Below are 16,648 nucleotides of genomic sequence, written 5' to 3'. Positions count from 1 at the left end.
ACCAGGTGATCCTGGTGGGGTTTTTTGCATTCAGATTCCATTGCGAACCTTTACTGCTTTTGAGATATCGCTGCGCGCGATTTTCGGTGAGTTTTCCCGGAAAACCGCTCGATATAATCGGCTGATTGCAAACTCTCCGGCTGCGATGTCTCCCTTATGGCCCGAAAAATCCTTGGTGCTGCCGCCACCGCGTTTGCCACGTTCGCATGCGCTGCAGACGACGTCCCGACCGTATCACCCGTCGGCGTAAAAAGTGCACTGGAATCGGAATACATCGGCCTGTTGCCGGGCGAGAGTTTTCGCATGCGCACCGGGAAGTGCAGCGACTGTACGGTTCCCAAGCAAAGTCTTTGGTATTTCGAAACCGAGCCCATCGCCGTCCCCGGAACGAAGGCCTCGGTCTCGGGTTTCTCCCCCGGCGTCGACCGCAAAACCGATGTGAGGAACTGGGCCCCGCAAGCAGGGAAACTGGATCATCCCTCCGTCGTCTGGATCGGTGCGCCGAGCATTCTCGAAGGCGCAATCATGCTGCCTGGCGCCCAGCGCGTGCGCACCTCCGCCGGGGCGGAACTCGACATCAAACTCGTTCCGAAGATCCCTACCAATCTCTCCTATGCCAACGGGGATACCGCGGCCTGGCTCAGCGGCCGCGAAGTACGTATCCGCGGTGCGCTCGAGCGCGCAAACGGCAAGGATGTGTTCGTCGCGCGCACCATCTGGCCCAGCGACTTCGCCTTCCAGCCGGCCACCTTGCCAAGCAAGCCTCTGCAAAAGCAGTCGGACCTGGCTGCCTTCGTGCGCGAGCCCATCAAGGATGCGCGCGGCATCGAAACGCGTCTGCTGTGGGAACGCAATCCCGGCCAGCCGCGCGACTGGAAACAAAAGCCCGTGCTCGGATTCATCCTGAACGGCGCCCAGGGCGACGACGACGAATCGCTCGGCGGGCATTTCGCTGTCGCCACCGGACGCATCGGCGCCCGGGGCGAATGGTCGAACTGGGCCGTCAATAACTTCTACAACCTGGACTCTTTTAGCGAAAAGGGCATCGTCGCGGCCACGCTCCCGATGGATAACTACTTGATGGACCTGAACAGTGGTCAGCAGTATTACCGTCCGTCCGTCATGCTGGTCGCCGTGCTGAACAACACCCGCACCGCCGCGGCTTTCCAGGGCGGCGTGCAGCGCGTCTTCAATCACTTCTACCGCCACGATTTCCAATACCGTCACGCCAGCGCGAACTGCGCCGGCATCAGTGTCGACGTATTCGATGCGCTCGGCTGGAACATCCCGAAGCGCGGACCGACCGCGCCGGTGAAGTCGCTCGCCGCGTATGCCTATGTCGCCGCCAAGGACGGCAGCCTGCAAAGCGGCCGCAAGATCTACGATTACCTGAACGAGGAGCAGACCCGGCTCCTGCCGGCGGTCGCATTCGAGGCGATGGGCCTGGACCTGCTGCAGCTCGTCGGCGCAAGCGGCGCCGTGCAGCGCGCCTTGTCGCCGTACGAGCAGCAACTCGGAAGCGACGTCGAGGCCATTTTCCTGGTCCGCATCCCGCAAGTTCCGTCGAGCCGGGCCACCGGTTCGGCGCCGGTGTTCTCCTTCGACGAATTCCGCGCCCGGGTGCCGGAAGACCAGAAGGACTGGAAGATCGTGCCGGTCGAGCCGCGCCCCTTCCCGGACACGCTGCGCGACCCGTCAAGCGTGGCGGAGGAAGAGCCGTCTCCGATACCGATGCCGATCGCCGGCATCGGTATCGGCGCATGCGGGCTGCTGGGGACGTTCATCGTGTGGCGCCGCAGGAAAAAACCTCAAGCGCTTGCCACGCACGGCGCGTCGAAACAGGGAGAACTGGTGCACTGATATCGCTGCCGAATGTCCGCGTCCGATCCCCTCCGCATAATCTGACAGTCACCGTTCATAAAAGCGGTCCCGGCCAAGCAATTATCAATACGCCTACGCTACACTCATTGCTTTCTTGCCTACGCAGAATCACGATGAAGAAGACGCGCACCTATCTCCTCCGTGGCATCCTGATTGCCATTTCGCTGGTCGTCGTTCTCATCGGTGCCGCGCTGTCGGCTGCCGATATCGAATTGACCGATGCCGGCGTCCACAAGCGTCTCCTGATCCCGATCGGCGCCAAGAGCATCGGCATCCATACCTATGCCGGCACGGGCGATGCGGTAAAGATGCCGGGCTTCCTCGACGGCCCCATCGTGCGCAGGAATCAGGATGGTCGCTGGGCAGCGACCTGGTATTGCGAGGACAAGGTGGAACAGCGCACGGGAACCCACGGCGACCTGGTGATCGACTGCGCGGGCCAGCGCCGGCATTTCCCCATTTCGCGCACGCCAACGGTGCCGGATGCCGTCTTCGACGCGCCGGTGGACACCCTGGTGATCAGCGATATCGAAGGCAACGTCCGCTTCCTCGATGCGGCGCTCAAGTCGCTCGAGGTCACGGACGCCGAGGGCAACTGGCGCTACGGCCGCAACCACCTGGTGATCGACGGCGACGCGGTCGATCGCGGACGCGACGTATTCGCCACGCTGTGGCGTCTGTATGCGCTCAGCCTGCAGGCACAGGACGCCGGCGGCGCCGTGCACCTCGTGCTCGGGAACCATGAACAGTATCTGCTGCGCGGGAACATCTCGCGTGCGAACCGCGACCACCTGCACGCGCTGTCGCGCATGGGCGGGCAAGTGGCGGCCTTCGGCCCCGACACCGTCATCGGCCAATGGCTGCGCCTGCAGCCGGTGATCATCAAGAGCGGCAAGACGGTCATCACGCACGGCGGCGTGAGTCCGCTGGTGGCCGATGCCGGCTTCACCATCAACAACCTCAACAGCGCGATGCGGCGCTACTGGCTGGGAGACATGCCGGGCAAGGCGGAGCTGGATGCCGTCGTCGGCCCGGCCGGCGTGACGCAGTACCGCGGCTACTTTGAAGCCGGCGGCGAGCGCTACGGCTTGGCGACCGAGGCCCAGGTCAAGGACGTGCTCGCGCATTTCGGCGCCAGCAGCATCGTGGTGGGACACACCCTGGTCGACGGCGTGACCGCCTTCCACGGCGGCAAAGTGTGGGCCGTCGACGTCAACACCAACACGGCCCGTCCGGAAGCCCTCCTGATACGCAATGGCGAACCGACCGTCGTCTCCACCGGTACGCCCCGGGGCCTCGAAGAAGAAGGGAAGCGCCGCCTGACCCGGCCGTTCAGCCTGTTCGCCGGCGCCGACCTGGCGATGCTGAAAGCGCTGTTCGACTCGCACTACGCGCTGTCGCGCATCCCCGTTCCTTACTGAACCCGCGCCTGGGCGCCTAACACCTCCATCAGCCGCTCGAACGTGGCTTCGGTCGCGGCGGCGACCCGCTCCAGGCTCGCTTCGCGCAGCGCCGCGGTATCGACGGCGCGCTCGCTGCGCAAGCCGGCCCAGCGCAGCAGCGCGGCGCAGGCGCTCGGATGGTCGAAGACGCCGTGCAGGTAGGTGCCCAGCACCTGTCCGTCGCCTGATCGCGCGCCTTCGCCGCGTCCGCCGATGAGGAACGCCGGCAGCGCGCAGGCGGGTCCCGCGGACACTCCCATGTGGATCTCGTAGCCGCGCAGTTCGATCTCTTCGTCCCCCTGGAATAGCGCGCGCTCCTTCAGCAGCGCGAGCCGCTTGTCAACCGCGAGTATGGTCTCGATGTCGAGCAGGCCCAGGCCGGCCGAGCTGCCGGGCGCGCCTTCCACGCCGTGCGGATCGTCTACCTTCCGGCCCAGCATCTGGAAGCCGCCGCAGATGCCGATCACCTTGCCGCCATAGCGCAGGTGCCGCGCCAGGTATGGGGCCCAATCCCGGGCCTGCAGCCAGGCCAGGTCGCCGCGGGTGTTCTTGCTCCCCGGGAGGATCACGAGGTCGGCCGCTGGAATGGCTTCACCGGCGCGCACGAAGCGCAGGTCCACGTCCGGGTGCGCACGCAGGGCGTCGAAGTCGGTATGGTTGCTCATGCGCGGCAGGCTCGGGACCACGATGCGGAAAGCGCCCGCGCCCGACTGCGCCGGCTGCACCGCATCCTCGGCGTCCAGGTAGAGGCCGTGCAGGTAGGGCAGCACGCCGAGCACCGGTTTGCCCGTCTGTGCTTCCAGCCAGCTCAGTCCCGGTTCGAGCAGGGCGATGTCGCCCCGGAAGCGGTTGATGACGAAGCCGACGATGCGATTGCGTTCCGACTCGGACAGGCAGGCCAGGGTGCCCACGATGTGGGCGAACACCCCGCCGCGGTCGATGTCGGCCACGAGCACCACCGGGCAGTCCACGCTTTCCGCAAAGCCCATATTGGCGATGTCGCGGTCGCGCAGGTTGACTTCGGCCGGACTGCCCGCGCCCTCGACCACGACCGCCTCGTACTGCGCCAGTAGCCGCGCATGGGATTCCAGCACCGCCCCCATCGCGACCGTCTTGTACTGGTGGTAGTCGCGCGCGTTCATCTCGGCGCGCACGCGGCCATGGATGATGACCTGGGCCCCGGTGTCGCTGGACGGCTTGAGCAGCACCGGGTTCATGTCGGTATGCGGCTCGATGCCCGCCGCGATCGCCTGCAGTGCCTGGGCGCGGCCGATCTCGCCGCCGTCCCGCGTGACCGCGCTGTTGAGCGCCATGTTCTGCGGCTTGAAGGGCGCCACGGAGACGCCGCGCTGTGCAAGCAGCCGGCACAGGGCGGCAACCACGGTGCTCTTGCCCGCATCCGAGGTCGTGCCCTGGACCATCAGGGTGCGGAAGGGCAGGGTGCTCATTGCTTGCGGTGCCGGCGCGCCAGCTCGAGCTTTTCGCACATGATGGCGGTGCCCGAGATCATGCGTGGCCCGGCACGGTTGAGCAGGTCGCCGTCGACCGTGAACAGGTTGTCGTTGCGCGTCGCCGTCAAGGTGGTATAAGGCTTCCACAAGCTGACGCCGCCGTAGTTCTTCTCGGCGGTGCCGAAAATCGCTTCCGGGTCTTCCTTCAGGACGCTCTCGACCGAGACCACGGGCGCGGTGACCGTCAGCTTCTCGAAGATGTTCTCGCCGCCGCACAGGCGCAGCGCATCGGTGATGATGTGCTTGCCGCTGAGGGTGTACAGTGGCCTGTCCCATACCTGGTAGAAGGTGCGCACGACCGGGCGGCCCGCATAGCGGCTGCGCAGGCCGGCCAGCTGCTTGCGCAGTTCAAGCGCCGCGGCATTCGCCACCGTCTCCGTGCCCATCAGCTGGCCGAGGCGCACCACGTTCTCGGGAATGCCTTCCAGGGTCGGCGCATCGCTCAGGAAGACCGGCACGCCGAGTTTGCGCACCATCTCGATCTGCCGCTCGGAGGCATTGTGCATCCAGGCCACGATCAGGTCGGGCCTCATCGCGATCACGCGTTCCAGGTCGATTTCACGGTTCGAGCCGATGCGCGGGATGCTCTTCGCCGCTTCCGGATAGTCGCTGTAGTTGACGGCGCCGACGATGCGGCTCCCGCCGCCGGCTGCGAACAGCAGTTCCGTCACGTGCGGCGACATCGAGATCACGCGCGTGGCCGGCTTGTCCAGCGTGACGGTGTTGCCGCCGTCGTCACGCACGGTGGTCGCGCCAAATGCCGGCGCCGCGAGCGCAGCCAGGAGCGCCGCCAGGTACATCGTCTTCTTCATCGATTACTCCATGTGTGCAATGCGGTCTGCAGGCGGCGCCATGCGGCCTCGTCGGGCGGGAGCCCGAGCCGGATGCCGCGCGCGGCGTCGCGGAACAGGCGGCACCAGATGCCATGGCGCGCCAGGTGGTCGTGGAACGCTTCCGGCTGGCTGTGCGCCCACCAGTGGAACAGCGGCGTGCCGGAGGCCTCGATGCCGTGCTCGCACAGCAGTGCGCGCATGCGCAGCCCCTCCCGGGCCAGGCGCGCCTCCGTGGCCTGCTGCCAGGCGCTGTCGGAGAGCGCGGCCTTGGCGACGAATTGCGCCGGGCCGCTGACGGTCCAGGGGCCGAGCAGCTCGGCCAGCGCCTGCAGGGTCGATGCCTGCGCAGCGACGAAGCCCAGCCGCAGGCCGGCCAGGCCGAAGAATTTGCCGACCGAGCGCAGCACGATCAGGCCGGGCTGCCTGCCATCGGCGGCGACGGACAGGCCAGGGGCGGTATCGCCGAAGGCCTCGTCGACCACCAGCCAGCCGCCGCGCGCCGCCAGGCGAGTTGCCCAGTCGAGCAGCAGCTCGGGCGCGACGGTCTCGCCGGTCGGATTGTTGGGATTGACCACCACGACGACGTCGCTGTCGTCGATGCTTGAGGCGAGCGCCGCATAGGAGGACAGGCGCAGCGTGTGGCCATGTTTGCCCCAGGCGTGCGCATGCTCCGCATACGAGGGCGCCGACACGGTGACGCGCGATGGTGGACGCAGGCGCGGCAGCGCCTGGATGGCGGCCTGGGTGCCGGCCACGGGCAGCAGGTCGGGTGCGCCGTACCAGGCGCAGGCGGCGGCGACCAGGCCCGGGTCCGGCTCGGGCAGGCGGTGCCAGGCGTCAGGCGGCAGCGCCGGCGCCGGATAGCCCCGCGGATTGATGCCGGTCGAGAGATCGATCCAGTCCTCGCGGCCGTAGTGGCGCGCCGCGTCGCGCAGATTGCCGCCGTGTTCAAGCATGGTGCGTCCACAATGAGAGGAGCAGGGCCGCGGCGCAGGCCAGGCACAGCCACAGCAGGGTGGTGCCCAGCACCAGGCGCCAGGCGCGCACGATGTCGGCGCTGGATGCCGGCGGGCCCTCGCCCAGCGGCGGGCGCTGTTCCAGCTGGCCGTCGTAGACCGCCGCGCCGCCCAGCGACACGCCGAGCGCGCCGGCGCCGCTGGCCATCACCGGCCCCGCGTTCGGACTGCTCCAGGCCGGCGCCTGGGTGCGCCAGCAGCGCCAGGCGCGCCCGCCGGCCGCACCCGCAAGCACGACATAAGAGAGGGCGGTGAGCCGCGCGGGAACATAGTTCAGCGCATCGTCGATGCGCGCCGCCGCCCGGCCGAATAGATTGAAGCGCTCGTTGCGGTAGCCCCACATGGCGTCGAGCGTGTTCGCCAGGCGGAACAGCAGCGCGCCCGGGCCGCCCGCCACCAGGAACCAGAACAGGGTGCCGAACACGGCGTCGTTGCCGTTCTCCAGCAGCGACTCGGCGCCGGCCTTGGCCAGTTCCGGCTCCTGCGCTTCGCGGGTGTCGCGGCTGACGATCCAGGAGGTGCGGGTGCGGGCCGTGGCCAGATCTCCCGCGCGCAGGGCGTCGACGATCGGCATGGTGTGTTCGCGCAGGCTGCGCAGGCCGATGCAGGCGTAGAGCAGCAGCACGTGCAGCAAATATCCTGCGTGCTGCGTTCCCACCCAGGCCAGCAGGCTCAAAGGCAGGACGGCGATGGCCCAGCCCAGCAGGCCTCGCGAAAAGCGCCTTCCGCCCCGGTTCAGGCGTGCTTCGATGGCCTTGGCCAGGTTCCCGAAACCGACCAGCGGATGCCAGCGGCGCGCTTCGCCGAGCAGCAGGTCGAGCAGCACGCCGGCCACCAGCAGCGCAGCCAGTTCCGGCAGGGCGAGGCCGCTCAGCATGGTGATCCTTTCAGGACCAGCGGCAGGCCGGCCGCCACGAAGACGACGCGCTCGGCCCGTGCGGCCACGTCCTGGTTCAGCCGTCCCGCCTCGTCGGCGAAGCAGCGCGATACCGCGCCCCAGGGCACGATGCCCATGCCGACCTCGTTCGAGACGAAGACGATGTCACCCGGCGCGCCGCCGTCCAGCAGCTCCAGCAATGCCGCACGCTCTGCATGGAAGCGCTCCGGCAGCGTGACCGCGCCGACGTCGGGCCACTCCCTGCCGTCGCAGAACAGCAGGTTGCTCAGCCAGAGCGTCAGGCAGTCGACCAGCACGATGCGGTTCGGGGCCGAGCAGGCGCGCAGGCTGGCCGCAAGGGCCAGTTCTTCCTCGACGGTCTGCCAGTGCGCCGGGCGCCGTTCGCGATGGTGCGCGATGCGGGCGGTCATCTCGGCGTCACCCGCGCGCGAGGTGGCCAGGTAGACGACCTCCTTGCCCGATTCCAGCGCGAGACGCTCGGCATACGCGCTTTTTCCCGAGCGCGCGCCGCCCAGCACCAAGGTGGCGCTCATGCGGCGCTTGCGCCGAACAGCGCGGCGACGGCCAGGGGATTCGAGGGGAAGTAGGCGTGGAAGTAAGAGGCGCTGAGCGATCCGATCCGGAACACGGCCTCGCCTTCGCCGCCGGTGCTGGTCTTGACCGTGTGCGACAGCGGCGTGGCCCCTGTCTCGAGCCGGGAGTAATGGAAGGTGTGGCCGCGCAGCGGGCCCTGCGGCGTCTGCATCGCCTGCGCACCCAGGCCGGCCAGGCGCGCCTGCATCTTCACCTCGCCCGGCAGCAGCCCCGCCATCGGCCAGCGCTGGCCTTCCTTGTCGGTGATGGCATCGGCCACCGCCATCATGCCGCCGCACTCGGCGACGATCGGCAGACCTTTCGCATGCGCCGCGCGGATGCCATCCTGCCAGTGCGCGGCGCCGGCCAGGGTCGCGCAATGCAGTTCCGGATAGCCGCCGGGAAGGAAGACCGCATCCGCATCAGGCGGCACCGCCTCGTCCTTCAGTGGTGAGAAGTACGCCAGGTGCGCACCCATCTTCTGCAGCAGATCGAGATTGGCCGGGTAGAGGAAGCAGAAGGCGGCATCGCGCGCGATGGCGATGGTGCGGCCTGCGAGGAGAGGAGGAACGTCCTCCCACGCGGGCGCCGATTGGCTGAGCAGGGGCAGGGCCTGCCAGGCGTCCTCGTCGAAGTGCAGGCCGTCCGCCAGCTTGTCGAGCAGGGCCTCCAGGCCGTCGACCTCGCCCGGCAGCACCAGCCCCAGGTGGCGTTCCGGCAGCGGGGTATCCTGGCGCGCCAGCCAGCCGAGCAGCGGGATATCGCGCAGCGAGGAAGCCACCATCTTCGCGTGGCCCTCGCTGGCAATGCGGTTGGCGAGCACGCCGGCCATGTCCACCGGGCCGTAGTCGCGCAGCCCGCGCGCCACCGCACCCGCGGTCTGCGCCATCGCGGACGCGTCGATCACCGCGAGCACGGGAATGCCGAACTCGCGCGACAGGTCGGCCGCGGAAGGCGAGCCGTCGTACAGGCCCATCACGCCCTCGACGAGGATGGCGTCGGCCTCGCGCGCCGCATCGTGCAGGCGGCGCCGGCATTCGTCCACCCCGACCATCCACAGGTCGAGCGTGTGCACCGGCGCGCCGGATGCGCGTTCGAGCAGCATGGGGTCGATGAAGTCCGGTCCGCACTTGAAGACACGCACGCGCTGGCCCCGGCGCACCAGCTTGCGCGCGAGCGCGGCGGTGACGCTGGTCTTGCCCTGGCCGGACGCCATTGCCGCGACGAGTACGGCGCGTGCCCCGCTGTCGCGGCTCTCGTCGCTCATCACCACTCCGTCCCGGCCTGCGCCGCGATGCCTGCCTTGAAGGCGTGCTTGACCACGTTCATTTCGGTGACCGTATCGGCCACCGCGACCAGTTCCGGCGGCGCGGCGCGGCCGGTGACCACCACGTGCTGCATCACGGGGCGGTCGAGCAGGTCGGCGATCACGGTGTGCACGTCCAGGTATTTGTACTTCAGGGCGATGTTCAGTTCGTCCAGCACGACCATGCCGTACGCAGGGTCGCGGAGAAAAGCCCGGGCCTGCTCCCATGCTTCGCTCGCCTTGGCGATGTCGCGCTCGCGGTCCTGGGTCTCCCAGGTATAGCCTTCGCCCATGGCGTGGAAGCTGACTTCGTCCGGGAAGCGGCGCAGGAATTTTTCCTCGCCCGTCGACATCGCGCCCTTGATGAACTGGACCACGCCGACCTTCATGCCATGGCCCAGCGCCCGGGTCACCATGCCGAAGGCGCTCGAGCTCTTGCCCTTGCCATTGCCCGTATTGACGATGATGATGCCGATTTCCTTGTCGGCGGCGGCTATTTTTGCGTCGATGACGGCCTTCTTGCGCTCCATGCGCTGGCGGTGGCGCTCGTTCAGCGCGTCGATCTCGGTGGGATTCATCTCGTTCATGTGGTGGCCTCGTGCGGAAGAAAGATGCGGCGGCCGCCGTGCTCGAGCATGTCGATCGGGTGGCCGAGGTAGTCGCCCAGCAGGGCGGGCTGCATGGTTTCCCCGATGGGGCCGGCCTGCCAGCGGCCGTCGCCCATGAGCAGCAGCGCGTGGGTGGAGATGCGGTAGGCCAGGTTCAGGTCGTGCCCGATCATGACCACGGTCTTGCCCTGTTCGCGGCAGAGACGGGCCAGCAGGCCCATGACGCTGACCTGGTGCGCCAGGTCGAGTGCGTTGGCCGGCTCGTCCAGCAGCAGCAACTGGGTGTCCTGGGCCAGCAGCGCCGCGATCGCCACCCGCTGGCGCTCGCCGCCGGACAGGGTGCGCACGTCACGCGCGGCCAGGTCGGCGACTTCCATCGAGGCGAGCGCCTTCATCGCGGCCTGGTGGTCGTCGCTGCCTTCCCAGTAGCGGTTCGCGTGGTAGGGGTGGCGCGCCGACAGCACGGTTTCGATCACGCTGTAGGAGAAAGCGTCGTGGCGCGACTGCGCCAGGAAGGCGCGCTGGCGCGCCAGTTCTTCGGGCGGCCACTGGTCGAGCGCGCGGCCGCCGACATGGACGGCGCCGGCATCGGGGCGGTGCAGGCCGGCGAGCGTGCGCAGCAGGGTACTCTTGCCGGCGCCGTTGCGGCCGATGATGCTCCAGCATTCACCCGGACGCGCCGCCCAGTCGAGCTGCCGTACCAGGGTGCGGCTGCCTAGCCGCAGGTCGAGTTGTTCGGCTCTGATCATATTGCTTGTCACTTCCTCAGCCGGTGCAGTTGATAGAGGAATACCGGCGCGCCGATGATCGCCGTGATCGCGCCCACCGGCAGCTGCTGCGGTGCGATGACGGTGCGCGCCAGCGTATCGCACAGCACCAGGAAGCCGCCGCCCGCCAGCACCGCCGACGGGATCAGGACCCGGTGGTCGGGGCCGAAGGCGAAGCGGCAGGCATGCGGGATGATGAGGCCGACGAAGCCGACCGAGCCGGCGCTGGTCACGGCGCTGGCGGTCAACACGCCGGAGACGAAGAACAGTCCCTTGCGCAGGCGGCCGACGCGGATGCCCAGCGTGGCGGCCGCTTCCGCGTGCAGCGCGACCACGTTCATGGCGCGCGCGCTGCGCAGTGCGTACAGCAGGGCGGCGCCCAGCACGATCCAGGGCGCCAGGCGAAGCGGCGCGCCGGCGAGGTCGCCGATCATCCAGAAGATCATGCTGCGCAGCCTGCCTTCCGGCGCGATCGACAGCATCAGGGTGATCAGGGCCATGCAGGCCGAGGACAGGATCACGCCGGTCAGCAGCAGCATCGAGGTGCCTCCTTCGACAGCCAGGCCGCCGCGCATGTCGCGCCGGGCCAGCAGGTAGAGCAGCATCGATACCCCGACCGCGCCGCCGAGCGCGGCCATGTCGACAATGAAGGCGGTTGCCATCATGAGCAGCGCGAACAGCGCGCCGACCGAGGCGCCGGCCGAGATCCCGAGCACATAGGGGTCGGCCAGCGGGTTGCGCAGGAGCGCCTGCATCATCACCCCCGCCAGGGCGAGCGCGCCGCCGGTGACAAAAGCAGTCAGGGCGCGGCTGGCGCGCAGCTCGATCAGCGAGGCGGCCAGGGTGCCGCTTTCTCCGCGCGCCAGCTGGCGCAGGGCGTCGGGCACGTCCGCCAGCGGAACGGAAATCGAGCCCGTCATGCCGGCGAACAGCAGGCTGGCGATGGCGCACAGCAGCAGCACGCCGATGACGAGCGTGGCGCGCTGGCGGAGCGGGAAGGCTGGGTGATGCATGCGTCTCCTCTTGGTGGTGCGCCCGGTCAGCGGATGCCGTAGCGCAGCGCGGCGAACCAGCTGCGGCCGCTGGTGCCGTAGAAGCGCGCCAGCTCGTACTGCTTGTCCGTCACGTTGTTGAGGCGTACCAGCAGCGACAGGTCGGGCGTGACCTGCCAGCTAGTGTACAGGTTGAGCAGGCCATAGCCGCCCAGCGGACGCAGGTTGGCGGCGTCGTTGAAACGCTTGCCGGACAGCTGCAGTTCCATGCCCGTCTTGACGGGACCGAAGCTGGTGTCGGCAGCGAACTTGGCATGCTTCTTCGAACGGCGCAGCAGCTGCTTGCCGGTGGTTTCGTCCGTCGGGTCCTGCCAGTCCAGGCTGCCGCGCAGATTGATCGCCGCGAGACGGGTCTGGGCCGCCAGCGTGACGCCCTCCAGCTTGGCCTCGTTGACGTTATAGGCGCAGCTGCCGATGCCGGTGCCCGGGCACGGCGTGCTCGAGACGATCATGTCGGTCAGGCGGTTGCGGTAGTAGCTCGCATCGAGCTGCACGCGACCGGCATCGTAGTGCAGGCCGGCTTCGCGGTTGCGGCCCTTCTCGGGCTTGTTGGTCTCCAGGCCGTAGCCGGGGTAGTACAGTTCGTTGAAGGTCGGTGCGCGGAAGCTGGTGCCGATGCTGGCGGTCGCGCGCAGGCCGTTGCCGAAGTCATGGCCGTAGCCGGCGGCGCCCGTATTCCTGTTGCCGTAGACCGAGCGGTCATGGCGGGCGCTCAGGTCGAGCAGGTGGGCGCCGCGCCGGGCCGAGTAGGCGGCCGCATAGGCGTTGGTGATCCGCGCGCGGGTCAAGGCGCGGCTGGTGCTGGACTCGACGTCTTCCTTGCGGTGGCTGTAGAGCAGCTGCAGGGTGTCGGGGCCGATGGCGATGGCGTTCTGCCAGGTCAGCTCGTCCTGGCGGGTTTCGATCTGGCTTCGGCCTGAGGCGGTGGCGTTGGTGAAACTGCCCAGCTGGTCCCGTGAAGCCGCGTACTGCAGGGTGCTGCGCCAGTTGGCGCTGACCCGGCTGCTCGCATGGACGGCGGCCGTATTGAGTTCCTGCTCGTTGTGCGTGTCGTAGCTGCCGGCGCCGCTGTCGTACTGCGCGCGCAGGGCGCTGTGCAGGAGCTGGGCGCCTACCTCCAGCCCAGGGGTCACGGTATAGGACAGCTGGCCGTTGGCGCTGCGGCGGCGGTAGCCGTCTTCGTCGGGGTTGAAGCCGGAAGCGCCCGGCCGGGTGGACGAGAAGCCGTCGGCATCCTCGTAGCCGGCGGTGAAGGCATAGCGCAAGCCGCCGCCCGAACCGGAGACGGTGCTGGCGGCCGCGCGCGTGGCATTGCTGCCGGCGCCGAGCGAGGCGGTGACGACCGGGCCGCCTTCACCCTTGCGCGTGAAGACCTGGATGACGCCGCCGATCGCGTCGGCGCCGTACAGCGTCGTCAGCGGACCATAGACGATCTCGATGCGCTCGATGGCGGACAGGGGGATCGCGTTCCAGGCCGCGGTGCCGCTGGTCGAGGAGCCGACGCGCACGCCATCGAGCAGGACCACGACCTGGTTGGCGTTGGAGCCGCGCAGGTAGACATCGGTGGAGGCGCCCGGGCCGCCGTTGCGGGTGATCTCGATGCCGCGCTGGCGCTGCAGGATGTCGGCCACCGAGCCGGCGCCGGAGCGTGCGATCTCTTCGGCGTGGATGACGGTGGTGTCGGCGATCAGGTCATGCGCGCGCTGCGGCATGCGGTTGGCGGTGACGACGACCGTGTCGGCGGTGGTCTGGGCGAAAGAGGGTAGAGTGAAGACGAATGCGAGCGAGCACGCAGCCGCCAGCCGTGTTACAGGAAAATTCATGAAATGTTCACGTCAAGGACAACCAGCCGACGTCCCCGTAGGCCAGATTGAACAGAAGCGCGGCATGGCCACGCTTCCACCTTTTGGCCGGTATCCGGGCTGGCAAGTATGGCCGTCCGACCTTCCCATGCGAATCGCACAGTGGTCATGGAAGACGGTTTGCCGCGTATCTATCTGACGCGGCACTTGCTTACCGTTGCGGGGGCAGCACACCTTGGCCCTGTGAAGGGCTTCGTGTTTCCCGTTTAACTGCACCTGTGAACACAGGCGCGAGCACCAAAACGCCGACATTATACGTGAGCGCGGCGCAGTGTTGTCAGTCCTTCAGCACGATGATGCCGCCGTAGTCGATGCGGTGCGCCTCGGAGGCTGCGCGTAGTGCCGCCTCTTCGATGCTGCCGCCGGCGTGGAGGGCGGCGAGCAGCCGCATGCTGCCGGCATGGCAGACGAGCAGGGCGCGCGGGTGATCCGCCTGGCGCAGCGCATCGAAGAATGCGGCCACGCGGCGGGCGACGTCCAAGACGCTCTCGCCGCCGCCGGGGCGATAGTGCAGGAGGTCGGCACTCCAGGCATCCACCTCGGCGCGCGGAATGGCGTCCCAGGTCTGCATCTCCCAGGCGCCGAAGTCCATCTCGGCCAGGCGCGCGTCGAAGGTGACGGGCGCGCCCAGCTGCGCCGAGAGCTCGGCGCAGCGCCTGAGCGGGCTGGCGAAGACAGGCAGGTCGCCGGGCAGTCCGGCTTCACGCAGGCCCTGGGAGACGGCGGCGATCGCGGAGGGCGAGGCGGCGACGTCGCTGCGGCCATAGCAGATGCCGGGGGCGACTTCGGGCTGCGGATGGCGGACGAGGACCAGCTCCATGTGCCGCCTACCCGAGCGTGGCCAGGATGGCGATGTAGGCGACCGCTTCCGCCAGTTGCTGCACGGCGCCCAGGCAATCGCCGGTGTAGCCACCGATGCGGCGGCTGAATTTGCGGGCCAGCCACCAGGTGGCGATCACGCAGGCCAGCAGTGCGGCGAGCAAGGCTTGGGCGGAGAGCAGGCCGCCTGCGAGCAGCAGGGCCGCGGCCAGGGTGACCGTCAGCAGGGCGATGCAGAACTCGGCGGTGGACATGCGTTCGGCCAGCGGCTTGGCCTTGCCTTCCGCGCGCGCGTATTCCATGCGCCAGATGAGCGAGGTCGCGCACAGGCGCGACAGCGGGTGGGCCAGCAGCAGGGCGCCGATGGCGCCGGTCAAGGGCAGCGTCGCAAGCGCCGTCACTTTCGTGCCCAGCATGCACACGACGCCGATCGCACCGTAGGCGCCGACGCGCGAGTCCTTCATGATCTCCAGCACGCGCTCGCGCGTCATGCCGCCGCCGAGACCGTCGCAGGTGTCGGCGAAGCCGTCTTCGTGGAAAGCGCCGGTGATGTAGATGGTGGCCGCGGTCGAGAGCACGGCGGCCACTGGCGCCGGCAGCACGAGGGCGCAGGCCGCGTAGACGGCGGCGCCGATCGCGCCCACGACGACGCCGACGAGCGGGAAGTAGCGTGAGGCCTGGTGCAGCCAGTCCTGCTCGAAGCCGACCCAGCGCGGGATCGGCAGGCGCGTGAAGAACTGCAGGGCGACGAAGAACAGGCGCAGTTGCTGCATCTTACTGGTCGCTGGTACTGACCGAGGCCGATGCGAAGGTGGCCATCTCGTTCACGAAGTTCGCGGCCGCATGCAGCAGGGGCAGGGCGAGCGCGCTGCCGGTGCCTTCGCCCAGACGCAGGCCGAGATTCAGCAGCGGACGGGCGCCCAGGTTCTCGAGCATCATGCGGTGGCCGTTCTCGTCCGAGCAGTGGGCGAACACGCAGTAGTCGAGAATGGCCGGCTGCAGGCGCACCGCGACCAGCAAGGCGCTGGTGACAATGAAGCCGTCGATGAGCAGCACCTTGCGCTGCTCTGCTGCTTTCAGCATGGCGCCGACCATCATGGCGATCTCGAAGCCGCCGAAGGTGGCCAGTACCTCGAGCGGCGAGGCGGCGCCTGCATGCTTATTGATGGCGGCGGCGATGACCTGCTGCTTGCGCGCGATGCCCTCGCTCGACAGGCCCGTGCCGGCGCCCACGCACTGGGACAGCGGCAGCCTGGTGAGCTTGTGCATGAGGGCCGCGGCCGCGGTGGTATTCCCGATGCCCATCTCGCCGAAACCGACGACGTTGCCCGATAGGTCGCGCACCAGGGCCATGCCGTGTTCGAGCGCGGTATCCAGTTCCTGTGGCGACATCGCGGCCTCCAGGGCGAAGTTGCGGGTGCCGCGGGCCACCTTGCGGTCGACCAGGCCGGCACGCGGGCCGAAGTCGTGGTTCACGCCGGCATCGATGACGTGCAGGGCGCAGCCGTTCTGGCGCGCGAACACATTGATGGCGGCGCCGTCCGCCAGGAAGTTCTCCACCATCTGCCAGGTCACGTCTTGCGGGTAGGCCGAGACGCCTTCCGCCACCACGCCATGGTCGCCCGCGAACACCAGGATGGCAGGCTGTTCGATGCTGATCCTTGTCGAGCGCTGGATCAGGCCGAGTTGTGCGGCAAGCTCTTCCAGGCGTCCCAGGCTACCCAGCGGCTTCGTCTTGTTATTGATGGCGTCCTGCAGGATTTGCGATAGGGCCGCGTCTGCGGTCGGAGCGATGAAGGGGATCTGCATTGCCGGGAAGATAAGGTGGAAAAAACGCGACGATAGCATAGTCGCAAGCGTTGTAAGTCGCTTCGCCGTTTGCTATAGTCTCGGTCTTCCGACGCCGGCGCAGCTTTCAAGGCAGCGACAGCGAAGGAAAAGAGGGGCTTGACGATGAACGCAAAACACCGCATAATCTCGCTTCTCTGCTGCTGACGAACACAACGCTTCGCACGGTGCAGCAAGGTAGTACAGAACAACGATCTTTAACAATCAACAGTCGATAAGTGTGGGCGTTTGA

The 16,648-nt window shown here is 68.1% G+C and carries 15 protein-coding genes and 1 riboswitch; of the genes, 2 read left to right on the top strand and 13 right to left on the bottom strand.

Annotation, left to right across the window (positions count from 1 at the left end):
• Positions 1-156: 156 nt before the first annotated feature.
• Both NX780_RS24740 and NX780_RS24735 read left to right on the top strand, forming a co-directional pair.
• Positions 157-1,860, top strand: a complete 1,704-nt coding sequence (locus NX780_RS24740) for a hypothetical protein (RefSeq protein WP_258830551.1) — start codon at positions 157-159, stop codon at positions 1,858-1,860.
• A 134-nt stretch (positions 1,861-1,994) separates the two neighbouring features.
• Entirely contained in the window at positions 1,995-3,302 is a 1,308-nt protein-coding gene (locus NX780_RS24735) for a metallophosphoesterase (protein ID WP_258830550.1), read from the top strand.
• Here the strand turns inward: NX780_RS24735 and NX780_RS24730 are convergent.
• From NX780_RS24730 to cobT, 13 genes are all read right to left on the bottom strand, one after another.
• Positions 3,296-4,771 (bottom strand): cobyric acid synthase, encoded by a 1,476-nt coding sequence (locus NX780_RS24730; protein WP_258830549.1) that lies wholly within the window; start codon positions 4,769-4,771, stop codon positions 3,296-3,298. The genes NX780_RS24735 and NX780_RS24730 overlap by 7 nt on opposite strands.
• Positions 4,768-5,646, bottom strand: a complete 879-nt coding sequence (locus NX780_RS24725) for a cobalamin-binding protein (RefSeq protein ID WP_258830548.1) — start codon at positions 5,644-5,646, stop codon at positions 4,768-4,770. The genes NX780_RS24730 and NX780_RS24725 overlap by 4 nt, the downstream gene beginning before the upstream one ends.
• Positions 5,643-6,623 carry a threonine-phosphate decarboxylase CobD gene (gene cobD / locus NX780_RS24720; RefSeq protein ID WP_258830547.1) on the bottom strand — a complete coding sequence of 327 codons (981 nt, stop codon included), beginning with the start codon at positions 6,621-6,623 and terminating at the stop codon, positions 5,643-5,645. The genes NX780_RS24725 and cobD overlap by 4 nt, the downstream gene beginning before the upstream one ends.
• Positions 6,616-7,560: an adenosylcobinamide-phosphate synthase CbiB gene (cbiB, locus tag NX780_RS24715; protein ID WP_258830546.1), complete on the bottom strand. Its 945-nt coding sequence runs from the start codon at positions 7,558-7,560 to the stop codon at positions 6,616-6,618. The genes cobD and cbiB overlap by 8 nt, the downstream gene beginning before the upstream one ends.
• Entirely contained in the window at positions 7,554-8,114 is a 561-nt protein-coding gene (gene cobU / locus NX780_RS24710) for a bifunctional adenosylcobinamide kinase/adenosylcobinamide-phosphate guanylyltransferase (protein WP_258830545.1), read from the bottom strand. Before cobU ends, cbiB begins: the two co-directional genes overlap by 7 nt.
• Positions 8,111-9,421: a cobyrinic acid a,c-diamide synthase CobB gene (locus NX780_RS24705; RefSeq protein WP_258830544.1), complete on the bottom strand. Its 1,311-nt coding sequence runs from the start codon at positions 9,419-9,421 to the stop codon at positions 8,111-8,113. The genes cobU and NX780_RS24705 overlap by 4 nt, the downstream gene beginning before the upstream one ends.
• Entirely contained in the window at positions 9,421-10,047 is a 627-nt protein-coding gene (gene cobO / locus NX780_RS24700; RefSeq protein WP_258830543.1) for a cob(I)yrinic acid a,c-diamide adenosyltransferase, read from the bottom strand. Before cobO ends, NX780_RS24705 begins: the two co-directional genes overlap by 1 nt.
• Positions 10,044-10,817, bottom strand: coding sequence for an ABC transporter ATP-binding protein (locus NX780_RS24695; RefSeq protein WP_258830542.1), 774 nt, complete (start codon positions 10,815-10,817; stop codon positions 10,044-10,046). The genes cobO and NX780_RS24695 overlap by 4 nt, the downstream gene beginning before the upstream one ends.
• A gap of 8 nt (positions 10,818-10,825) precedes the next feature.
• On the bottom strand, positions 10,826-11,848 hold the full coding sequence (locus tag NX780_RS24690; protein ID WP_258830541.1) for a FecCD family ABC transporter permease: 1,023 nt from the start codon (positions 11,846-11,848) through the stop codon (positions 10,826-10,828).
• A gap of 26 nt (positions 11,849-11,874) precedes the next feature.
• Entirely contained in the window at positions 11,875-13,710 is a 1,836-nt protein-coding gene (locus tag NX780_RS24685) for a TonB-dependent receptor domain-containing protein (RefSeq protein WP_258830540.1), read from the bottom strand.
• A gap of 68 nt (positions 13,711-13,778) precedes the next feature.
• Positions 13,779-14,006, bottom strand: a riboswitch (cobalamin riboswitch).
• A gap of 20 nt (positions 14,007-14,026) precedes the next feature.
• Positions 14,027-14,569: an alpha-ribazole phosphatase family protein gene (gene cobC / locus NX780_RS24680; RefSeq protein WP_258830539.1), complete on the bottom strand. Its 543-nt coding sequence runs from the start codon at positions 14,567-14,569 to the stop codon at positions 14,027-14,029.
• Positions 14,570-14,576: 7 nt separating this feature from the next.
• Complete coding sequence (locus NX780_RS24675; protein WP_258830538.1) at positions 14,577-15,341, bottom strand: adenosylcobinamide-GDP ribazoletransferase; 765 nt, start codon at positions 15,339-15,341, stop codon at positions 14,577-14,579.
• 1 nt (position 15,342) lies between these two features.
• The gene (cobT, locus tag NX780_RS24670) at positions 15,343-16,377 is read right to left on the bottom strand and encodes a nicotinate-nucleotide--dimethylbenzimidazole phosphoribosyltransferase (protein WP_258830537.1); all 1,035 of its coding nucleotides are present in this window, start codon (positions 16,375-16,377) and stop codon (positions 15,343-15,345) included.
• Between the last annotated feature and the right edge of the window lie 271 nt (positions 16,378-16,648).

The organism is Massilia agri (assembly GCF_024753255.1).
Taxonomy (GTDB): domain Bacteria; phylum Pseudomonadota; class Gammaproteobacteria; order Burkholderiales; family Burkholderiaceae_D; genus Telluria; species Telluria agri.
The sequence above is the reverse complement of the archived record's forward strand: the minus strand, read 5'-3'. Positions and strand labels throughout refer to the sequence as shown.

Excerpts from the sequence above, each read along its gene's own strand:
- NX780_RS24740 (WP_258830551.1), top strand. The coding sequence starts at position 157 with ATGGCCCGAAAAATCCTTGGTGCTGCCGCCACCGCGTTTGCCACGTTC.
- NX780_RS24735 (WP_258830550.1), top strand. The coding sequence starts at position 1,995 with ATGAAGAAGACGCGCACCTATCTCCTCCGTGGCATCCTGATTGCCATT.
- NX780_RS24730 (WP_258830549.1), bottom strand. The coding sequence starts at position 4,771 with ATGAGCACCCTGCCCTTCCGCACCCTGATGGTCCAGGGCACGACCTCG.
- NX780_RS24725 (WP_258830548.1), bottom strand. The coding sequence starts at position 5,646 with ATGAAGAAGACGATGTACCTGGCGGCGCTCCTGGCTGCGCTCGCGGCG.
- cobD (WP_258830547.1), bottom strand. The coding sequence starts at position 6,623 with ATGCTTGAACACGGCGGCAATCTGCGCGACGCGGCGCGCCACTACGGC.
- cbiB (WP_258830546.1), bottom strand. The coding sequence starts at position 7,560 with ATGCTGAGCGGCCTCGCCCTGCCGGAACTGGCTGCGCTGCTGGTGGCC.
- cobU (WP_258830545.1), bottom strand. The coding sequence starts at position 8,114 with ATGAGCGCCACCTTGGTGCTGGGCGGCGCGCGCTCGGGAAAAAGCGCG.
- NX780_RS24705 (WP_258830544.1), bottom strand. The coding sequence starts at position 9,421 with ATGAGCGACGAGAGCCGCGACAGCGGGGCACGCGCCGTACTCGTCGCG.
- cobO (WP_258830543.1), bottom strand. The coding sequence starts at position 10,047 with ATGAACGAGATGAATCCCACCGAGATCGACGCGCTGAACGAGCGCCAC.
- NX780_RS24695 (WP_258830542.1), bottom strand. The coding sequence starts at position 10,817 with ATGATCAGAGCCGAACAACTCGACCTGCGGCTAGGCAGCCGCACCCTG.
- NX780_RS24690 (WP_258830541.1), bottom strand. The coding sequence starts at position 11,848 with ATGCATCACCCAGCCTTCCCGCTCCGCCAGCGCGCCACGCTCGTCATC.
- NX780_RS24685 (WP_258830540.1), bottom strand. The coding sequence starts at position 13,710 with ATGAATTTTCCTGTAACACGGCTGGCGGCTGCGTGCTCGCTCGCATTC.
- cobC (WP_258830539.1), bottom strand. The coding sequence starts at position 14,569 with ATGGAGCTGGTCCTCGTCCGCCATCCGCAGCCCGAAGTCGCCCCCGGC.
- NX780_RS24675 (WP_258830538.1), bottom strand. The coding sequence starts at position 15,341 with ATGCAGCAACTGCGCCTGTTCTTCGTCGCCCTGCAGTTCTTCACGCGC.
- cobT (WP_258830537.1), bottom strand. The coding sequence starts at position 16,377 with ATGCAGATCCCCTTCATCGCTCCGACCGCAGACGCGGCCCTATCGCAA.